15 protein-coding genes are annotated in these 19,160 nt (G+C 53.3%); 5 read left to right on the top strand and 10 right to left on the bottom strand.

From position 1 onward, the window contains the following. The first annotated feature begins 186 nt into the window (after window positions 1-186). The 5 genes from kbaZ to kbaY all read left to right on the top strand — a co-directional run bounded on the left by kbaZ (window position 187) and on the right by kbaY (window position 5,285). A complete protein-coding gene (gene kbaZ, locus PW844_RS14640) occupies window positions 187-1,467 on the top strand; it encodes a tagatose-bisphosphate aldolase subunit KbaZ (RefSeq protein ID WP_299452956.1) in 1,281 nt (426 codons plus the stop codon). Window positions 1,468-1,480: 13 nt separating this feature from the next. Beyond that, window positions 1,481-2,638, top strand: coding sequence for an N-acetylglucosamine-6-phosphate deacetylase (gene nagA / locus PW844_RS14635; RefSeq protein WP_299452953.1), 1,158 nt, complete (start codon window positions 1,481-1,483; stop codon window positions 2,636-2,638). An 87-nt stretch (window positions 2,639-2,725) separates the two neighbouring features. Next, entirely contained in the window at window positions 2,726-2,962 is a 237-nt protein-coding gene (locus PW844_RS14630; protein WP_299452950.1) for a hypothetical protein, read from the top strand. Window positions 2,963-3,258: 296 nt separating this feature from the next. Continuing rightward, on the top strand, window positions 3,259-4,428 hold the full coding sequence (locus PW844_RS14625) for an SIS domain-containing protein (protein WP_299452948.1): 1,170 nt from the start codon (window positions 3,259-3,261) through the stop codon (window positions 4,426-4,428). Continuing rightward, the gene (gene kbaY / locus PW844_RS14620; protein ID WP_299452945.1) at window positions 4,428-5,285 is read left to right on the top strand and encodes a tagatose-bisphosphate aldolase subunit KbaY; all 858 of its coding nucleotides are present in this window, start codon (window positions 4,428-4,430) and stop codon (window positions 5,283-5,285) included. The genes PW844_RS14625 and kbaY overlap by 1 nt, the downstream gene beginning before the upstream one ends. 73 nt (window positions 5,286-5,358) lie before the next feature. Here kbaY and PW844_RS14615 read toward each other — a convergent pair whose 3' ends face one another. The 10 genes from PW844_RS14615 to PW844_RS14570 form a co-directional block, all read right to left on the bottom strand. Beyond that, complete coding sequence (locus tag PW844_RS14615; RefSeq protein WP_299452943.1) at window positions 5,359-6,141, bottom strand: CHAP domain-containing protein; 783 nt, start codon at window positions 6,139-6,141, stop codon at window positions 5,359-5,361. 32 nt (window positions 6,142-6,173) lie between these two features. Further along, window positions 6,174-11,435 carry a CHAT domain-containing protein gene (locus PW844_RS14610; RefSeq protein ID WP_299452941.1) on the bottom strand — a complete coding sequence of 1,754 codons (5,262 nt, stop codon included), beginning with the start codon at window positions 11,433-11,435 and terminating at the stop codon, window positions 6,174-6,176. Between the two features lie 137 nt (window positions 11,436-11,572). After that, window positions 11,573-12,271 carry an L-ribulose-5-phosphate 4-epimerase gene (gene araD / locus PW844_RS14605; RefSeq protein ID WP_299452939.1) on the bottom strand — a complete coding sequence of 233 codons (699 nt, stop codon included), beginning with the start codon at window positions 12,269-12,271 and terminating at the stop codon, window positions 11,573-11,575. Beyond that, complete coding sequence (locus PW844_RS14600) at window positions 12,268-13,128, bottom strand: L-ribulose-5-phosphate 3-epimerase (protein WP_299452937.1); 861 nt, start codon at window positions 13,126-13,128, stop codon at window positions 12,268-12,270. The genes araD and PW844_RS14600 overlap by 4 nt, the downstream gene beginning before the upstream one ends. Beyond that, the gene (ulaD, locus tag PW844_RS14595; RefSeq protein ID WP_299452934.1) at window positions 13,125-13,781 is read right to left on the bottom strand and encodes a 3-keto-L-gulonate-6-phosphate decarboxylase UlaD; all 657 of its coding nucleotides are present in this window, start codon (window positions 13,779-13,781) and stop codon (window positions 13,125-13,127) included. Before ulaD ends, PW844_RS14600 begins: the two co-directional genes overlap by 4 nt. After that, window positions 13,778-15,259 carry an FGGY-family carbohydrate kinase gene (locus PW844_RS14590; RefSeq protein WP_299452932.1) on the bottom strand — a complete coding sequence of 494 codons (1,482 nt, stop codon included), beginning with the start codon at window positions 15,257-15,259 and terminating at the stop codon, window positions 13,778-13,780. Before PW844_RS14590 ends, ulaD begins: the two co-directional genes overlap by 4 nt. Continuing rightward, window positions 15,256-16,551, bottom strand: coding sequence for an MFS transporter (locus PW844_RS14585; RefSeq protein WP_299452929.1), 1,296 nt, complete (start codon window positions 16,549-16,551; stop codon window positions 15,256-15,258). The genes PW844_RS14590 and PW844_RS14585 overlap by 4 nt, the downstream gene beginning before the upstream one ends. After that, window positions 16,548-17,024, bottom strand: coding sequence for a YhcH/YjgK/YiaL family protein (locus PW844_RS14580; protein WP_299452928.1), 477 nt, complete (start codon window positions 17,022-17,024; stop codon window positions 16,548-16,550). The genes PW844_RS14585 and PW844_RS14580 overlap by 4 nt, the downstream gene beginning before the upstream one ends. 14 nt (window positions 17,025-17,038) lie before the next feature. Beyond that, window positions 17,039-18,037 (bottom strand): 3-dehydro-L-gulonate 2-dehydrogenase, encoded by a 999-nt coding sequence (gene yiaK / locus PW844_RS14575; protein WP_299452926.1) that lies wholly within the window; start codon window positions 18,035-18,037, stop codon window positions 17,039-17,041. A 283-nt stretch (window positions 18,038-18,320) separates the two neighbouring features. After that, window positions 18,321-19,154 carry an SMP-30/gluconolactonase/LRE family protein gene (locus PW844_RS14570; RefSeq protein ID WP_299452924.1) on the bottom strand — a complete coding sequence of 278 codons (834 nt, stop codon included), beginning with the start codon at window positions 19,152-19,154 and terminating at the stop codon, window positions 18,321-18,323. Between the last annotated feature and the right edge of the window lie 6 nt (window positions 19,155-19,160).

Below are 19,160 nucleotides of genomic sequence, written 5' to 3'. Positions count from 1 at the left end.
AGGCCAAATGCAACCTTTGCTATCAGATGCGCATAGGCAAAATGCTTTTCATACTTACGTTATCTTTTTCTTGCCTTTCATTTTGCGCATCTGGTAGCTTTCATTATGTTTTCATCCATCGCCACCCAGCAAAAAAGAAAGATTGTGAAAGATTGATGGGTGGCATCTTACCCTGTGGAGCCGAAAGTGAAACTACTGACTGAAATTATCACCCGTCATCAGCAAGGAGAGCAAAATGGACTCTTCTCCGTTTGCTCTGCGCACCCGTTAGTGCTGGAGGCCGCTTTGTGCTTTGCCCGCGATCGCCAGCAGCCGCTGCTGGTCGAAGCCACTTCCAACCAGGTGGATCAGACCGGGGGTTATACCGGCATGACGCCAGCAGACTTTCGTGATTTTCTCTGGCAGCTGGCGGATACCTGCCAGTTTCCGCGTGAACAGCTGATTCTCGGCGGCGACCATCTCGGCCCTAATCGCTGGCAAAAGGAAGCTGCCGAGGTGGCGATGCAACATGCCGAGGTGTTGATTGCCCATTATGTGCAGGCAGGCTTTAAGAAAATTCATCTCGATTGCAGCATGCCCTGCGCCGATGATCCAGTGCCGCTGACCGATGCAATTGTGGCGCAACGCGCCGCGCGACTGGCGGCGATTGCCGAGGAAACCTGCCAGCAGCATTTCGGCTGCCGTGACCTGGTGTATGTCATCGGCACGGAAGTCCCGGTACCCGGTGGCGCTCACGAAACACTGACCGAGCTGGCCGTCACCACGCCGGAAGCGGCGCAGGCCACGCTGCTGGCGCACCATCATGCCTTTGAACAACAGGGGTTGTCTGAGCTATGGCCACGCATTATCGGCCTGGTGGTGCAGCCTGGCGTAGAGTTTGACCATACGCATATCATTGATTATCAGCCACAAAAAGCGCAGCAACTGCGCCAGTGGGCGGAAGCCGCCGGACGACCGCTGTTCGAAGCCCACTCCACCGACTATCAAACGCCAGAGTCCCTGCGCCAGCTGGTTATCGACCATTTCGCCATTTTGAAAGTTGGCCCGGCGTTAACGTTCGCCCTGCGCGAAGCGCTGTTTTCCCTCGCCAGCATCGAAGAGGAACTGCTCAGTGCCAAAGCCTGTTCCCACCTGCGCACCGTGCTGGAGGATGTGATGCTCGACAAACCCGGCTACTGGCAAAGTCATTATCACGGCGATAGCTACACTCGCCGCCTGGCGCGCGGCTTTAGCTATTCGGACCGGGTGCGTTACTACTGGCCGGATGCGCAGATTGCCGATGCGTTTAATGTGCTGATCCGCAATCTGGCGGATACCCCACTCCCGCTGCCGCTCATCAGCCAGTATCTACCGCTGCAATACAGCAAAGTGCGTCAGGGTCAGCTGCCTGCTACTCCCCATGCATTGTTAATCGATCATATTCAGGATGTGCTGCAACAGTATCACCGTGCCTGCCAGCCTGCTTAAGGGAACCAGAGAAATGGAACAGATTATTCGGGCTCGTCGGCTGTTGTGCGAGGAAGGCTGGCGTGATGAGCAGCAGCTGCACCTGGTGGATGGCAGCATCACCGCCATCCAGCCCATCGCCCCCGGCGAGATGCGACGGGATGTGGATCTGCTGTGTCCGGCCTATATCGATACCCATGTGCATGGTGGTGCGGGCGTGGATGTGATGGATGACGATCCCTCGGCGCTGCTGACACTGGCACAACACAAGGCACGCGAAGGGGTCGGTGCCTGGCTGGCAACTACCGTCACCGCCCCGTTGCCAGAAATCATCGAGGCGTTAAGGCGCATCGCTGCTTATCGCCATCATTCGTCCGGTGCTCAGCTGCTGGGTAGCTACCTTGAAGGGCCATGGTTTACCGCCGAAAATCGCGGTGCACACCTACCCGAATGGTTCCGCGAGCTGGATATCAGCGAAATCGATCAACTGATCGAGGTGGCGCAAGGCACGCTGCGTATGGTAGCGCTGGCCCCGGAAAAACCTGCGGCGCTGGCGGCAATTCGTCATCTGAAAGCACGCGGTATTCGGGTGATGCTGGGGCACAGCGCCGCCAGTTATGACCAGACGCTGGCAGCACTGGATGCCGGGGCCGATGGGCTGGTGCACTGCTTCAATGGCATGCGCGGTTTGCATCATCGCGAACCAGGTATGACGGGCGCTGGATTAAGCGACGCGCGCGCCTGGCTGGAACTGATTGCCGATGGTCATCATGTCCATCCGGCGGTCCTGCGTCTCACCTGCCAATGCGCGCAGCAACGCATCATTCTGATTACTGACGCCATGCGAGCCGCCGGGATGCCCGATGGGTTGTACTCGATTTGTGGTCACGATGTGGAGATGCGGGCGGGTGTGGTGCGCACGGCGCAAGGGGGTCTGGCTGGCAGCACGCTGGCGCTGGATGCCGCGGTACGCAATATGGTCGCCCACGGCGGCGTCAGCAGCCAACAGGCGATTGAGATGGCCAGCCTGCATCCGGCGCGTCTGCTGGGCATAGCACATCAGCTGGGCACCCTCGCGCCGGGGAAACAGGCCAATCTTCTGGCGCTGAATGACCAGCTGTATCCCCAGCAGCTGTGGGTTAAGGGTGTGGCGGTTATGCCGACCGAGCCAATTACCGCACATTTTATTTGATCAATAACATTGATAGTTAAATTTGAACTGAAGCGCTTCAGCTTTTGCCATAGAATAAAACTTCGACAGACAAACTGATTGAAGCCTATGACCATGCATAACGTATTAACCCTGACCGTTGCCGCTATTTGCTCGCTGTTACTTACCAATGGTATCGCGGCATTTCGTACTATTCTGAACGCCACTGACGACGAGCAACGCGAAAAAGTCAAAGTAGGTCAGTTAGATATGACCATGCGTCGTTATATGACGGGCGAAGGTGTCGGCTATATTTTAACGTCTGCCGTAAGTATCATCGGCTGGTTAATGTTTATTTCTGGTTAATGCGGTAAATATTATTACCGCTTTGTTTTTTTTCCGTTAAATACCTCTCTTCGCTATTTTCAGCATTGACCTGCCTTTCTCCTGAATAAAATCCAACACATCTGCACGAATTTGTTGCGACGCGATTTATCGCGTAACGGCGCTCACCTTTCCTTTTCTTTCCTTCTTGTGTTGAAGTTTCATTTCCTTTCTTGTAGATTGCCTTATCCGTTTAAATAACCAAGTGACAGAAAAAAGAAAGGTAGTGAAACTATCGGACTGGCTTTCAGTAACAGCTTAATCTTAAGGATATTGTTATGAATGAAACCCTTGCGGCCAACATATCAGGAACCCAAACCTGGACCGAGGAAGAGATTCGGCAACAACCGGCAAGCTGGATGAGCGCTCTGCAACATCTCGACGCGCAGCGTGGCGAACTGGATGACTGGCTGGCTACCTTCTACGCCCAGCCCAATGGCCGGATTATCCTCACGGGTGCCGGATCCTCAGCCTTTATCGGCGATATCATCGCCCCTTATCTGGCGCGTCAGCTCAGGGCTAATGTGGTCGCTATCCCCACCACCGATTTAGTCACCAATCCGATGGACTACTTTCCGGACGATCAGCCCCTGCTGCTGGTGTCGTTTGCCCGCTCCGGTAACAGCCCGGAAAGCGTAGCGGCGGTGCAACTTGCCAATCAGTTTGTACCTGACTGCCGCCATCTGATCATTACCTGCAACGCCACCGGTGATTTGTATCGTTTTGCCAGTGAGCATGACAACGCCAGAGCGCGTCTGATGCCAGCGGAAACCCATGATCGGGGTTTTGCCATGACCAGCAGCATTAGCACTATGATGCTCAGCTGCCTGGCCATTTTTGCACCGCAGCAGTTCAATACTCCGCGCTTCGGCTATGTTGTCGAGTGCTGCGAAAAGATCATTCAAAACCACGGCGATTTCAGCCAGTCAGCCTTTGGCGATCTCGACTGGCAACGGGTGGTGTATCTCGGCAGTGGCAGCCTGCAAGGCGCAGCTCGCGAATCAGCGCTGAAGGTGCTGGAACTCACCGCCGGACAACTGGCGGCCTTCTACGAATCGCCGGTTGGCTTCCGTCATGGCCCTAAATCGCTGGTTGATGATAAAACCCTGGTGGTGCTGTTCGTTTCCGGCCATCCCTATACCCGCCAGTACGACCTTGACCTGCTGACCGAGCTGCATCGTGAAAAGATCGCGCTGCGCGTGGTCGCCATCACCAGCCAGCCTGCTGCCGAGGTTGCAGCAGGTCCGCATCTCTATTTACCCACTACCCAGACGCTGAACGATATTGAGCTGGCCTTCTGCTTCCTGATCTATGCCCAGATCTTTGCGCTGACGGCGTCGCTGAAGTCCGGTATTACTCCGGATACCCCTTCCGCCAGCGGAACGGTGAATCGCGTGGTTCAGGGCGTGGTGATCCATCCGTGGCAGCAGCAGAAGGAAGCACACTGATGGGCATAATCTCGACCAAATATCTGTTGCAGGATGCCCAGGCGCGCGGCTATGCCGTGCCCGCGTTTAATATCCATAACGCCGAAACCATTCAGGCGATCCTTGATGTCTGCAAGGAAATGCAATCGCCGGTGATTCTGGCGGGCACGCCGGGCACCTTTAAACACATTGCGTTTAAGGAGATCTTTGCACTGTGCGAAGCTTACTCAGCCAGTTACGGCCTGCCGCTGGCGCTGCACCTCGACCATCATGAAACCCTTGAGGATATCGGTAATAAAGTCGCTGCCGGGGTGCGCAGTGCGATGATCGACGGCAGCCATGTCCCCTTTGCCGACAACGTGCGGCTGACGCGTGAAGTGGTGAACTTCTGTCATCGCCACGATTGCAGCGTCGAAGCGGAACTGGGACGCCTTGGTGGCGTAGAAGATGATATGGCGGTCAGTGACGAAAGCGCGTTTCTCACCGACCCCGATGAAGCACGGCAGTTCATCGAACAAACCGGGGTAGACAGCCTGGCGGTGGCGATTGGCACCGCACATGGTCTTTATACCCAAACGCCGAAAATTGACTTTGACCGGCTGGCAAAAATTCAGCAACGCGTCGACATCCCGCTGGTGTTACATGGTGCCAGCGATGTGCCGGATGACTACGTCCGCCGCGCCATCGGGCTGGGCGTGTGCAAAGTCAATATCGCCACTGAATTGAAAATCGCTTTTGCCGGTGCGGTAAAGCACTGGTTTGGCGAGAATCCACAGGGTAACGATCCTCGTTACTATCTGCGGGTGGGAATGGATGCGATGAAAGCGGTGGTATGCAATAAGATTCTGGTGTGTGGATCGGCGGATCGGCTGAAATAGTACCTGATTAGGCACGGCTGAGTCTGCTGATACTCAGTCGTGCTAATAATCTGACGAAACGCAATTTTAGGTCTCAGCTATGCAATATCGGATCGGTTCTGTAAGAATGCAGTTTGAGTTCATGACCATCCAGCGGGAATAGTTTTATATTTACCTCACCGGTATTACGTGATTCATATGTACCACCAGGCAGCTTTTTCCACAGTGGCATTTGGTTTCCTCCTAACACCATAACGCCTCCAGGGGCCTCAGCCACGTAAAAGCCAACATGCCCGAGCCCGGGTTTCGTCTTATGCTGGAAAACCACGATATCTCCACACTTAGGGGTGGTAGTCGATTCTCCCCATTCGCGGTAGGAACTTGATGCTGCACTTTTCGTACTTTTACCCGGAGCCACCTTTTCAATGCAGGTACAAGCAAAAGCAGCACACCATGCCGTTTGATCCCCCACAGGCTTGTGAAGCGTTGTGGCATTGAAAAACTGTACAATTACCGGGTTAGCACGTATTGGCCACTCCTCAGCATAAGAACTGGCTTCCGCACCAAACTGTTGGTTGAATTCACCGCTGCGTAATTGCCAATAATACATTGCCACTTCGAAGGGCGTGGTCCGATTACGACAGTTATCCATAATAAGTTTACTTTTTCTGATCTCTTCCTCATAAGCTTGAGCAACCCCCTGTAAGGTTGGTAAAGAGTCAAGAATTTCCTCCAGTGAGGGCACGGGAACACCGGGAGGAAATACCACGGGGGTATCTATACCTGTTCCTGCAGGAACAGCAATGGCCTTTTTGCCAACGCCACCCAATATAACCGTACCTGCCAGAGCCAATTTCAGTAGTTCTCTACGTTCCATAATGCCTCCGATGTGAATAATGAAATAGCAGATTATTGACCAACAGATGAAACTGGTGCCCAATACATTGGATGAGCTTCACGGGGAGTCGCCGCTTGATTTAATAGCTGCAATTCCGCCGCACGCAGAGCTACGGCGTAATCACGACCAGTCGCGTTACGCATATCTGTGCTTTTTATTGCCTGAGAAAATAAATGTGATGCGGCATGTGAATCGATCGGCCAGTGAGTGACATAAAGGTTACGTGCACCGGCAAATAAAAAAGCACTGGCGAGACCATCAAACGCTTCCCCACTCCCTCCCCAGCCATCACCTAAAGCAGTGTTACAGGCAGAAAGGATGACCAGGTCGGCATTCAGTGACAAATTGATAATTTCACTCGTACCAAGATAGCCATCCTGAAGCCCCTCCTCCGCGGGTGGGCTTAATACCAAACCGGGTTCAGTTACCTCCTTTTCTCCGGTCATTAATCCGTGAGTTGCAAAGGAAATAATGCGATAGCGACGCAAGATATTCTCATCAGAGAGCTGTTTCACCTTATCTTCAGTCGCAGCTGACCCAAGAATAATATTTTCATTATCCCCACCCAATTCTTTTGCCAATGTATGCAACAAACAACCCGTATCAGGCAATGGCTCAACAGAATAGGATGGCGTATCATTAACGGATACTTTCTTCAATCTCAGACGCCTATCCGATACCACGCCATTACACCCATGCGGTTGCCATCCGGGAAAGGCCGGATCACCGAAGCCGATAAATGTTTTATCAGGAGAGACCATAGAATTTACGGGCATTAACAGCGTGACAATTGACGGGACGACTTCAATTGAGTATTGGCGAACCAACCACGGTGCCTGTCTGATGCTTTCTGGAGTCAGCTGCAATTTACCGGGATCTTTCATTAATAAGATTTGAAAAGGTATTGTTGATAACGCGCCATCAGGGACAATTTTCAGGTGTGTCTTACCTTTTAATAAAGGTTCTGCACGGGCAATAAGTTGTTCATACAATTGGTATGATGCCGCGAAATCAAATACATAACTCGTTTCTTCGAACGCGGCCACACCATTTCTGATTCGTTTAATAAGCAGCGAAATTTTTTTAATGTTCAGATCCTGCGTACTTAAATCGAAAAGCCGGGCATCGTCCGCAGTAACAACGTTAAGAAAGATTCCCGCATCACTGATACGATACATAAGTAATGCTTCATCAGGTTTTACCAGCTGGCTTGTGTTCGCAATTTTGGCGGCCGCCATAGTAGCGAACTTAACATACTCCCGATTATTATTACGTACCGCTTTTTTATTTTTTTCCAGAAAGTGACGATAACCCAGCGAAGTATTAATCATTGTGGCAAGTGTATCGGGAGATGCATTACGGTCAACCGCATTGGCCATTTGATCATGTGCTCGCTGCCAGTTTCTGGCAGCAGCATCAATATCCTGTAGCTGCCGGATATTTCCTCCCTCACGTTCCCTGACTGCCGCCTGAATAATTGCAGTAGCCGCCGCACTTCGCTGTGCCATAACCATCACCTCCAGAGCACGTCGGGCAATAACCTTCTGCCTTTCTGGATGTTGTTTCTGCTGTCGTAATAATAAATTTAATAATCCATCAGCAATTGATGGACTAATCAGGGTTAGTTGCTGGGAATGGGTTCTGATGCCATAAGATGGCAGGAATCCAGACCCGGTATTCAGCTGCCGACTCAGTGAAACACCCAGTTCATAGATTTCAACACCAACATCAATAGCCTCATTGTTAAAGCTGTAGCTACTGGTATCTTCAATCTCCTGCAACACCGTTTCAGGCTCCGTGAGTGCCCGAGTGCGAAGGCGATCCGCCCATTGCTGCATGTGCTGTTCATATGAAGTGTTTTTGGTTAACTCACTGATTAAGTCCGCAGCTTGTGCAGATAAAGCAGATATATGAGCGAAAGATGAAACCATCGGCAATATTTCGCTAACCTGCTCCCCGCGCCCATTCTCAGCATAATACCGGGCAAAAGATCCCAGCGAATTTAACTGCGCCGCTAAATCTGATGCAGGTTTGTTGATATCAATAAACTCTCGCAATCTGGTAAAAGCGTTATTAATTTCAACATCACTGGCAGAGGGGGTGTTCATGTCATCCAGGGCTAATTTTATGGCATGGGAAGAGGCTTGCGTATCTGGCAGATTCGCTGTATCAGATGCAATTGCTGATAATGTTGATATACGTGACCGGCGTTCAGTTATCCGCATTGCGATATCTACTGCCTGTTTGGCCCATTTATTTGCATCCAGTGAGGGGTTTTGTTTAGCTACATAAGCAAGAAATTTTGACTTATCTTCTAAGTGTGACAAATTATTTACTAACCTCTCCACTTCAGGCGAAAGATTATCGCTATTTATTGCGGTAATATACGTCTTAACATCCTCCCAATGCCAGTAATCATAGCCATTGGCACTCAGGTAAACAGTCAGTGCTTCGCTACCTGACTCACTCGAAGGAGTTTTTAAACTATTGGCATATTCCAGCGCCTTGAAAGCCATTTTGGTAGAAATTTCTTTACCGCCACTATCCCTGATGTCCTTCAATGCCCTGGTTATGAAATCGGTTTCACCCTGTGCCACCGCAGATTTAATAACCCCAGAAATAGCCAGGTAATAAATATTCAATTCATGATCACTCAGACTGGCATTCTGTGCCTGCATCTCCTCTCGCTGATAATCATTTAGCTCGGAATTATCACTCACCTGCAAAGTTAGTACTCTGGCACGGTTAACCGCTGCACCAAGTCCAATGGTATTGGTCAGCGTTAAAAAAAAGGACTCTGCAACTATATGACGTTCAGTCCTGTTCATTGAAACAAATAATTCCTGGGCACGCTGTACAGCATCATCCGCGGCAGTTTTATTATGCAACTGGTTGAAATTAGTTATAACTGACTGATACCTCATCATCCGAAGTAGTGGATTGGTAATACTTTCTGCAGCAGATAAAATCTGTGCATTATTCTTAACGGCATCAGGTTGTGCGCTTTGCGATGATATAGTATTCACTGATGTGAGCGACGTCATCTGCGCAAATATTGCGTCCCTATTCCAATCATTTTTTTCATTTATTGTTAGATTATGGAGCCAATCTAAAACTTTAGTACCAGGATTGAACTGAGTCAGGGAGCTTATAATCCGATCCCGGCTTAATGCCGAATCCAGGTCTGTTTGATATTTCAATAAACTAATCGCTCCTGTTATATCCCCGGTTTTACACATGGCATCAATCAGGTTTCGGTAAACGCTCTCCGGCCATTTCATGGGGGTAGTCTGATTTTTAAAATAATGTGGATACATTGCTAATGTATAAAGCAGGCTTTCCTCATTTTTTTGCTGTGACACTTCCATGTCATGCCGGAGTAAACGTTGATTCGCACTATCAACCTGTCCAACCAGCATTAACCACTTGATCTCCAGGCCAATAAACTGATCCCAGACAGGTTGTTGCCGAAGTGGATTATCTTTCATTACCTCCTCTATTTTGTTAATAATATGCAGAGCTGGTTGGTTGAGATCATGGTCTGATGCATTAATAAACAACGAGTCACCTTTTATTTCATCTCTGAGGATAATTTGCTTTAACAGTATTGATGCCTGTTGTAATTGGTCTATTTTCTGAAAGCCAAAATCTTCAACCAAAAATTCATCAACCTGTCTGGTGATAATCTCATCTGTATGCGATGAGGCTGATAGGTTTTTACATTCCCTGCCCATAGACACGGTTGCTGATTCCAACCGGAAAATAAAATCTAGTTGCGGATCAAATGCTGCTGCCGTCTTGCCTGCGTTAATACCATACTGTTGTGCCAGTTTTTTGCCGTGTGCGTTAATTCTCTTCATTACTTGTAGCTGCATTAAACCTTCACAGGGTGGCAGGTGAATCACGGTCGGTGATAAAACTTCAATAGCATCATAGAGAGTAGCGGCTAAACCTTTGCTGTTATCGGGCAGAGCATCGAGCTGTTCCAGTAATTTCTGCCTTAAATTAGCCTCCTGCTCGCGATATTTTTCATTTTGGCTCAGGCTGGCAACCACAGAGGAAGCCTGTTTTATAGCCGCGCTGGAATCAGCCTTATTATCAAGAGCAAGTTGATAGCGTTTCATGATGACTTCATAAGTATGATCAGAATCCTCAAGGCGTTGATACATCTGTTCAACTACCTTCAACCGCTGATCCTGAAGTTCGGGGTCTGTAATCAGAAATGCACTGTTGAATAAAACGTTCGCAAGCTGTCGCGCCTGACCTGCTGACTCAGCACGCACAGCGTCGGGATAAGCTGGATCCGTGGCAATATCAATGTCCATATTTGCAAGTGCTTCATTGATGGCTATGACAACAGCATGTTTTGCAGGAAAATAACGGGTAGCTAATTCGTGGGCAAACCGCGTAAGTTGAATGGCTGGATTCTGGCGTGTCCCGCCGATCGGCCCTGATATATTCACTAATTCAGCGATGTTGGTTGCAAATGCGATGGCTTCATAGTCCGGTGTAGCAAGCCTGGCTTGCGCCTCGGCAACTTTCAACGCCAGCATTGAGTAACCAATAGCCTGATCGGTTGCAGAATCTGCCCTTTCCGCTGCGGCAATCCCCATACCGATAACGACCAGACGCCGGGCCAGGCGCGCATCATCATCCGTTAGTTTATTATCAGACTGCATGATGGAAAAATGTTGCAAAAATCGCGTTATTTCGCCGATTTCGTGTTCATCAGGTGTAACCTGTTCCAGCCCATTGTTTAATACATGCAACCGTAAACGTACCACCGAGCAGATTAACGCTGTCATACCAATCGCATTATCTGTTCCACCATACTCTGATTCCGGGCAGACCTGCTGATATGACCGGATAACCTGATTAACGTCAGAATTCTCCTCCGCTCCGGTAAAAACACTGTTATCGGGATCATCAGCCCATGCAAGATTAAATCGCCCTCTGATGAGGAAGTCAGAATCCGTGTGCGCAAAAGTGGTAAGTGCATCTGCCGCCGTTTGTCGATAGTGATTACGTTCCAGCCCCTCACGAGCGGCCTGATCTCCAATCAGATCAATATGATGTAACAAACAGCGGGCCTTAAGCTGTTTATCTGACTCATCATGGCATTGGGATGCGGAAAAAGGCGGGGAGGAACTGATAGTATCGGGCCAACAATTATCAGAATGTAAAAGCAAAAAAATTACCAATGCTTGCCACAACCATGGCAATAAATCAGAACGTTTATGAAAGTATTGATTTTTATTATTTATTATCAGCATAACGAATTGTCCGCAAGCCGGTTTCAACTGAGTATATAGTTGCGGAGTGAAATTTGTTTGCTGTGATAAATAAAATATGTTCGCTATCACACAGACAATGAACGCCTCAGTGAGGCGCTCATGGTACACGAGCCGGTTTACTGCCCGTAATAGGCATTCACCCCGTGCTTCCTGAGAAAATGCTTATCCAGTAAATTCTGCGGCATATCTTTTATCCCCGGCGTCAGCTGGCGCGAGAAAATCCCCATATAGGCAATCTCTTCCAGCACCACCGCGTTGTGTACCGCGTTATCGGCGTCTTTACCCCAGGCGAAGGGACCATGGGCATTGACCAACACTGCCGGGATCGCCGTCGGGCTGATACCGCGCGAACGGAAGGTTTCAATAATGACCTCGCCGGTGTTGTGTTCGTACTGATTGACGATTTCCTGTTCGGTCATCAAACGGGTACAGGGGATGGTGCCGTAGAAATAGTCGGCGTGAGTGGTGCCCCAGGCGGGCAAGTCCTGCCCGGCCTGCGACCAGATGGTGGCATGGCGTGAATGGGTATGCACAATGCCGCCGATATCGGCAAAAGCACGATACAACGCCAGATGGGTGGCGGTATCCGACGACGGTTTCTTGCTACCTTCAACGATGCGTCCGCTTTCCAGTTCCAGCACCACGATATCCTCCACCGTCATGCCGTCATACTCCACGCCGGAGGGCTTAATCGCCACCAGACCACTGGCGCGATCGATGGCGCTGACATTACCCCAGGTAAAGGTGACGAGGTGATGGCGCGGCAACGCCAGATTGGCGTCCAGCACCTGTTGTTTCAACGTTGATAAACTCATAATAATCCCCCTTCCTGCATTTTCTGTTCAATCCAGCGGCGCGCCTGCACGATCTCCGCGACCGGCTCCTCGGCTTTTTCCGTCCACATTTCAATCAGAAACGCACCGCGATAGTTCAGCTGTTTGAGCGTGCGGAACACGCTGACAAAATCGACGCATCCCTGTCCAAATGGCACATCGCGGAATTGGCCGGGCGAATCGGTGGTCACCGGCTGGGTATCCTTCAGATGGATGGCAGCGATACGATCAATGCCCAGCGTCAGTTCGGCGGTGACGTCATTTCCCCAGGCGCTGAGGTTGCCGACATCGGGATAGACTGAGAACCACGGCGAAGCCTGCTGCTGCTCCCACACCTTCCATTTGCTGATGGCGTTGATAAATTCGGTATCCATAATTTCCACCGCCAGCATCACCTGGGCCGCCGCCGCACGTTCCACCGCGCGCGATAACCCGGCGGCAAAGCGTTCCACTGTCCCGGCATCGTGTGGTTCGTAGTAGACGTCATAGCCCGCCAGCTGGATGGTGCGAATACCGACATCCTTAGCCAGCTGGATCGCCCTATCCATCAGGTCATCGGCGCGCTGACGCGTCGCCGCATCGTGGCTGCCGAACGGAAAGCGGCGATGCCCCGACAGGCACATCGACGGAATGGTGACGCCGGTTTCAATCATCGCGTTAACCAACGACAGACGCTGCTCTTTGCTCCAGTCCAGCCGTGCCAGCCGTTCATCGGTCTCATCGACCGACATTTCGACAAAGTCGAAGCCGCAGGCTTTCGCCAGCGCGAGGCGTTCCGGCCAGGTCAGATGGGCGGGCAGCGCTTTCTCATAGATTCCCAGTGGATGCTGGCGTTTCATGGTGTTCCCCAGATGTTGGCAATGGCCTGATGAAATTGGCTGGCGGTCTCCACGCCGGTGACACTGTCACTCAGCGCGCGCCCGGCGATAAACGCCTTTACGTCGATATTGCGAAACTGCGGCAGTTCGCCCGGGGTGATCCCCCCGGTAATGGAAAGCGCAAACCCCATATCCGATAACGCCTGCATTGCATCCAGATCCTGCTGGCTCCACTGCTGACCACTGGCCTGCGCATCGCGGCCCCGGTGGTAAATGGCCTGCGTCAGCCCGAGGCTGCGCCACTGTCGCGCATCGTCCAGCGTCCAGTGTCCAAAGAGTTCGATCTGGATATCGCCCTGATACTCGCGCGCTACCTCCAGTGCGGTGGCGAAAGTCGCCAGTGGCGCGGCACAAATTACCGTCATCCAGTTAGCACCGGCGTCGAATGCCATGCGGGCCAGCGTGGCTCCGGCATCCGCCACTTTAAAATCGGCCACCAGGGTTTTGCCCGGATGCTGCTGGCGCAGACGGCGTACCGCCTCAATCCCCGCGCTGAAACACAAAATGGTACCGGCTTCGATGATATCGACCTGCTGATGCAGCTGCTGCGCGGTGCTGAGTGCGGCATCAAGGTCGGTGTGATCCAGCGCCAGCTGGAGCAAAGGAAGGCTCATGGGGTCTCTCCTTGTACAGCCGCCAGAGCCTGCACCAGCTGCTGATAACGTTGATATTTCTGTTGATAACGGGCGTGTCGGGTACTGTCCGGTTGCCAGGTCACAATCTCCGGGTTAAGCGCCTGCTGCGCCTGTTGCAGCGAGGCATACGCACCGGTGCCGGTCAGGGCCACCAGCGCCGCGCCGAGACAACCGCTCTCGGCGATCTGCGGCACTTCGACTGGCATCCCGCTGGCGTCGGCAAACATTTGCATCCAGGGAGCGGAACGGGTCGGCCCACCGCTCAGGCGCAGGGCGGTGGCGCGCGGGAAACGCTGGCGGATACGGTTGAGATGGGTCAGGTGCGAGAACACCACGCCTTCATAGATCGCCTGCACCAGATGTGCACGGCTATGGCCCGCCTGGAGTCCAAAGAAACTGCCGTGCAGATCGGCTCCGGCGTTGCAGCCATACAGGAACGGCAGGAACAGCAACGAGCTGCTGGCTGCGGGCAATTCCGCCACCCAGTTATTCAGCTGCTGGTAATCCTCAATGCCCCATTGCTGACAAAACCATTCCAGGTTCGCCGCCGAAGTCGGGCTGGCGTCATGAATGATGAACTGGTCATCAATGGCGTAGCGGCCATAGACAAACGGGTAATTCGCTTCATCGATGATGCGATCGGTAATGCCGCTGGTGACTGACCAGGTGCCCATCACCGCGTTCAGCCGGGTTTCATCATGCAACCCGGCACAGACCGCGGTGGAGACCACATCAAACAAGCCACCTACCACCGGGGTGCCCGCACGCAGGCCGGTCAGTGCCGCCGCCTCTGCGGTGACATGACCGGCAATCTGCGTCGGACCCATAATCGGCGGCAGCGCCGGGATGATTTCATCGATGGCTAACGCCTGTGCCAGCGCCGCTGACCAGCTGCCGCTCTGCATGTCATACAGATTGGATTCAGAGATGTTGGTCTCTTCACACGCCAGCTCCCCGGTCAGACAGAAGCGCAGGTAATCATGCGCCATCAGCACGCTGCCGATGGCGGCATAACGCTGGGGTTCATGTTGTTTGATCCAGCGCAGCAGCGACACCGGATGACCGGTCCACAGCGTCTGACGCGTCTGCGGATAAAGCTGTTGCGGCATGCCGTCACGTTGCCACTGCTGCACCAACGCCAGCGCACGCCGGTCGGATGACAGGATGCCATTGCCGAGTGGCTGATGTTGCTTATCCAGCAGGAACAGCCCTTTACCCTGTGCGGAGATACCTATGCCTGCCACCTGCGCCGCATTCTGCCCGCTTTGCGTCAGCACCTTGCGGATCACCGCCGCCGCCTGTTGCCACAGCTGGGTCATATCGCGTTCGGCTCTGCCCGGCTCCGGTACCAGCACCGGCAAATTTTGCCGCGCCACCGCCAGTTCGCGGCCCTGCGCGTCATACAACCCAGCCTTAATAAAGGTGCCGCCGCAGTCCAGTCCTAACCAGCTGTTCATGCAGCCTCCCGCTTCACGGAGTCACAGCGTGCCGGTAACGTCAACGCCAGCACGGAAGCAATCGCCAGCGAGATCGCCAGGCTATAAACTCCGGCATCCTTGCTGTACTCAGCAATCAACACGCCCACCATATACGGACCACAGAAACCGCCGAGATTGCCCAGCGCATTGATCAGACCACGCGCGCCGCCCGCCACTTCCGCATTAAACAGACGCGGCGGAATACTCCAGAACACCCCGGCAGCCGACTGGATAAACACCCCGCAACCCACCAGCGCGGCATAGGACCACCAGACATGAGCCTGCAACAGCACTGACAGCGCCATACACAGGGCAAAACCCGCCAGCGGCAGTGCGACGAAGACCTTGCGGCGACCGCTGGCATCGGACAGCGACGAGAACAGAAACATGCCAAAGATCGCCCCGACATACGGCAGAATCGCCAGCATCCCCACTTTCTCCGCATTGCCGTTGGTTAGCCCTTTGAGGATGGTCGGCAGCCACAGGGTGTAGCCGTAGATCCCGGTCTGATAGAAAAAATTCACCAGAATCAGTCGCCACATCACCGGCTCGCGCATCACCCGGCTCAGCGAGGCTTTGCGGGTGTTCTGGCCTTTGATCATCAACTGTTCGTCATGCAGGGTCTTGATCAGGTACTGCTTCTCCGCCGGAGAGATCCATTTAGCTTCCTGCGGACGGTTGCTGATGGTGAACAGCCACAGTGCCATGACGAATACCGACAGCACCCCTTCAACAAAGAACAGCATGCGCCAGTCCCAGTTGGTGATGATCCAGCCAGACAGCGGCGCGGTAATAATTCCGGCGATCGGCACAAACATAATGACGATGGCATTGGCGCGGCCTCGCTCTTTATCCGGAAACCAGTTACCGATCATCGTCAGCACCACCGGCAGCATGCCGCCTTCCGCCACGCCAAGGGCAAAGCGCAGCGCCAGCAGCTGATACTGACTAGTCGCCAGCCCGGTGAGAATCGAGATCACCGCCCAGGCCAGCAGCGACCAGCCAATAAAACGTTTGCCGTTGCCGTACACCGCCAGCTTACCGCCCGGCACTTGCAGGAACAGATAACCAATAAAGAAGATGCCGCCTGCCAGCCCTGCCATTGAGGCGCTGATGCCCAGCTCGGCATCCATCCCTCCCGGCATGGCAAAAGCAATATTGACGCGATCCATATACGAGATGATGCAGGTGATGAGAATCGGCGGAATGATACGCAGCCAGCGCAGCGACGGTACGCCTTCACGGGTCAGTGCGGTAGACGTCAGACTCATGCTGTCCCCTCCAGTGCGGTAGTCGGGATCTTCACCACCACCTTGCGGATCGCCGCAGGCTGGTGCGGGGCACAGTTAGGGCGGTGAATATCCTGCGGGAAGAACACCGCAAAAGTGCCGGGCACCATGCGGATCAGGGTTTCATCCGGGGCATGCTGATAAAAAATGATGTCGCGGTTCTCATCATAGGGTTGATGGATGCTCAGGCTGGCGGGCTGATTCGCCACGCCAATCACCTCGTCACCTGACACCAGATATTGCACATCAATATGGTGGCGATGGGCTTCCGGGTAGTTTTCCTGCGCCGGGGCGGTTTGCAGATCCAGCACCTGCACCTGCCAGCCGGTGGCGCTGTCTACGTAGCGTCCGGCGGCGATGTTTGCCAGATCGTGGCTGGCGAGATACGCAATCGCCCGGGCGATAGCCGGTGGATAATGACGGGCGTCAGTGTTAGCGATATGTCCGGTAATCATCGGTAGCTCCTCCGTTACAGCGCCTGGATGCGTGTCCAGACACGCTCATCCACCGGGATGCCGAGGCGCTGGTTTTCCGCCCGCAGCACCGGGAATCTTTCGCCCGGCAGACGCACCGCCTGCTGACTATCGGCGCGTTCAGCGCCGGTAATCGACGCGCGAATACGTTGCAGTTTGTGGTCGCGGGTTTCGCCATCGATCAGGCGGTCAACATCAATGGCGATAAACACCTGCGAGATGCCAAATTCGTCCCCGTTGTCTTCGGTTACTTCGGTGACGGATGCGCCGTTGGAGAGCAGCGTGGCGAGCATATCCAGCACCACGGACAGCGCCGAGCCTTTCCAGTAGCCCATTGGCAGGATGCGGCGGTTGTTTTCGATGGTGCCAGGATCGCGGGTGTAGTTGCCTTCATCGTCGAAACCGCCATCCACCGGCAGGGTTTTGCCGGCCAGACGGTTCACCTCGAGCATGCCGTAGGAAAACATCGACATGGACATATCCACCATGGTGATCGGCTCACCAGGCACTGCGACAATCAGCGGGTTGGTGCCGATGGCACAGTTTTTCGCCCCCCACGGCGGCATTACCGCAATCGAGTTAGTCCAGCAAATGCCGACAAAGCCCTTCTCTGCCGCCCGCCAGCCATAGCTGCCGCCACGCATCCAGTGATTTGCGTTGCGCAGCGCCACCAGACCAATGCCGTGATCGCTGGCCAGTTCCATAGCGCGATCCATCATGTTGCGAGCAGTGATATTGCCGATGCCGCGTTGCGCATCCCACTGCTCGATGGCACCCAGCGACAGCACTTTTTTTGCCGTGGCGTCAGCCACGATATGCCCGGCATCCAGCTGCTGAATAAAACGCGGGAACCGATTTACGCCATGAGAATAGACGCCGTTGAGACTGGTTTCGGCAAACATCACCGCACAGTCGGTGGCCTTATCCTGTGGCACCTTGCGGCTTAACAGAACACGCAGGAATTCCTCATACAACTGCTGATAACTGATTCTCATACGGCACTCACTCCCCAGCGCTACGCTTTAAATTTCATATGTTGGAATGTCATTTCAAATAAATCGTATGGGGAAAGCTGTGGAGAGTCAAAGAAATGGGTGGGAATTTTTTACTTAAAAATCAATCTAATAAAAATTTGATCTGCTTTTGTGATCGCCCGCAAACTGGCCGATCTTCAGGCGTGAGGAAGCCGGGTCGTAGCGGCGCGATTTATCGCGCGGATTTTTGCCACAACGCGCATGTGATTGCGCGATAAATCGCGCCGCTACGGAATGTGCCTTATTACCTTCGGATCCGCACCCGATACAACGACGTGGTGGCGGTGATATACAGTTCGTCACCTTCCGGGCCACCGAGCGTACAGTTCGATACCCGTTCCGGCAGCGGAATTTTGCCGATGGTCTCACCGTGCCGGTCGAAGATAATCACCCCGTCGGCGCAGCTACAGTAAATATCGCCATTACTATCGACGCAGAAACCATCAGGAAAACCCGGAGCCACTTCAGCAAAGAACCTCCCCGCCACCAGTTCCCGGCCATCTACCTGGTAAACCCGCAGCTGACGGCGGCCCAGCGTGGGGAAATCCACCACCGACATATCGGCCACATACATCAGGCTTTCATTCGGGGAAAACGCCAGCCCGTTCGGGCGTTGCAAATCGCTGGCCGCAATGCTGAGCTGTCCACTGGCCGGATCGAAGCAGTAGAGATAACAGCCAATCACCTGGCTGTGAGCGTGATACCCCTCTTCATCGTTGATGATGCCGTAAGGCGGATCGGTGAACCAGATGGTGCCATCAGAGCGCACCACCAGATCGTTGGGCGAATTGAAGCGTTTCCCTTCAACCCGTTCCACCAGCATGGTGACGCTGCCGTCATGTTCGGTGCGGCTGATGCCGCGGCGGCCATGTTCACAGCTCACCACCCGGCCCGCCTGATCGCGGGCGTTGCCGTTGGCATAGCTGGAGCTGGCACGCCACAGGCTGAGTTCACCGTTGCGCTGCCAGTGGAACATACGGTTACCCTTCACATCACTAAACACCACCGCATCCTGCTGTGGCAGCCACACCGGGCCTTCGGCCCAGATGGCAGGAGAACAGAGTTTTTCGACCTGCATAATGTT

Source organism: Pantoea sp. (assembly GCF_028283705.1).
Classification (GTDB): domain Bacteria; phylum Pseudomonadota; class Gammaproteobacteria; order Enterobacterales; family Enterobacteriaceae; genus Pantoea.
The sequence above is the reverse complement of the archived record's forward strand: the minus strand, read 5'-3'. Positions and strand labels throughout refer to the sequence as shown.

Bases quoted from the DNA above. Each gene is read 5' to 3' on its own strand.
- yiaK (WP_299452926.1), bottom strand. From the start codon at position 18,037: ATGAGAATCAGTTATCAGCAGTTGTATGAGGAATTCCTGCGTGTTCTG.
- PW844_RS14570 (WP_299452924.1), bottom strand. From the start codon at position 19,154: ATGCAGGTCGAAAAACTCTGTTCTCCTGCCATCTGGGCCGAAGGCCCG.
- kbaY (WP_299452945.1), top strand. From the start codon at position 4,428: ATGGGCATAATCTCGACCAAATATCTGTTGCAGGATGCCCAGGCGCGC.
- PW844_RS14630 (WP_299452950.1), top strand. From the start codon at position 2,726: ATGACCATGCATAACGTATTAACCCTGACCGTTGCCGCTATTTGCTCG.
- ulaD (WP_299452934.1), bottom strand. From the start codon at position 13,781: ATGAGCCTTCCTTTGCTCCAGCTGGCGCTGGATCACACCGACCTTGAT.
- PW844_RS14585 (WP_299452929.1), bottom strand. From the start codon at position 16,551: ATGAGTCTGACGTCTACCGCACTGACCCGTGAAGGCGTACCGTCGCTG.
- PW844_RS14580 (WP_299452928.1), bottom strand. From the start codon at position 17,024: ATGATTACCGGACATATCGCTAACACTGACGCCCGTCATTATCCACCG.
- PW844_RS14610 (WP_299452941.1), bottom strand. From the start codon at position 11,435: ATGCTGATAATAAATAATAAAAATCAATACTTTCATAAACGTTCTGAT.
- PW844_RS14600 (WP_299452937.1), bottom strand. From the start codon at position 13,128: ATGAAACGCCAGCATCCACTGGGAATCTATGAGAAAGCGCTGCCCGCC.
- PW844_RS14615 (WP_299452943.1), bottom strand. From the start codon at position 6,141: ATGGAACGTAGAGAACTACTGAAATTGGCTCTGGCAGGTACGGTTATA.
- PW844_RS14625 (WP_299452948.1), top strand. From the start codon at position 3,259: ATGAATGAAACCCTTGCGGCCAACATATCAGGAACCCAAACCTGGACC.
- PW844_RS14590 (WP_299452932.1), bottom strand. From the start codon at position 15,259: ATGAACAGCTGGTTAGGACTGGACTGCGGCGGCACCTTTATTAAGGCT.
- nagA (WP_299452953.1), top strand. From the start codon at position 1,481: ATGGAACAGATTATTCGGGCTCGTCGGCTGTTGTGCGAGGAAGGCTGG.
- araD (WP_299452939.1), bottom strand. From the start codon at position 12,271: ATGAGTTTATCAACGTTGAAACAACAGGTGCTGGACGCCAATCTGGCG.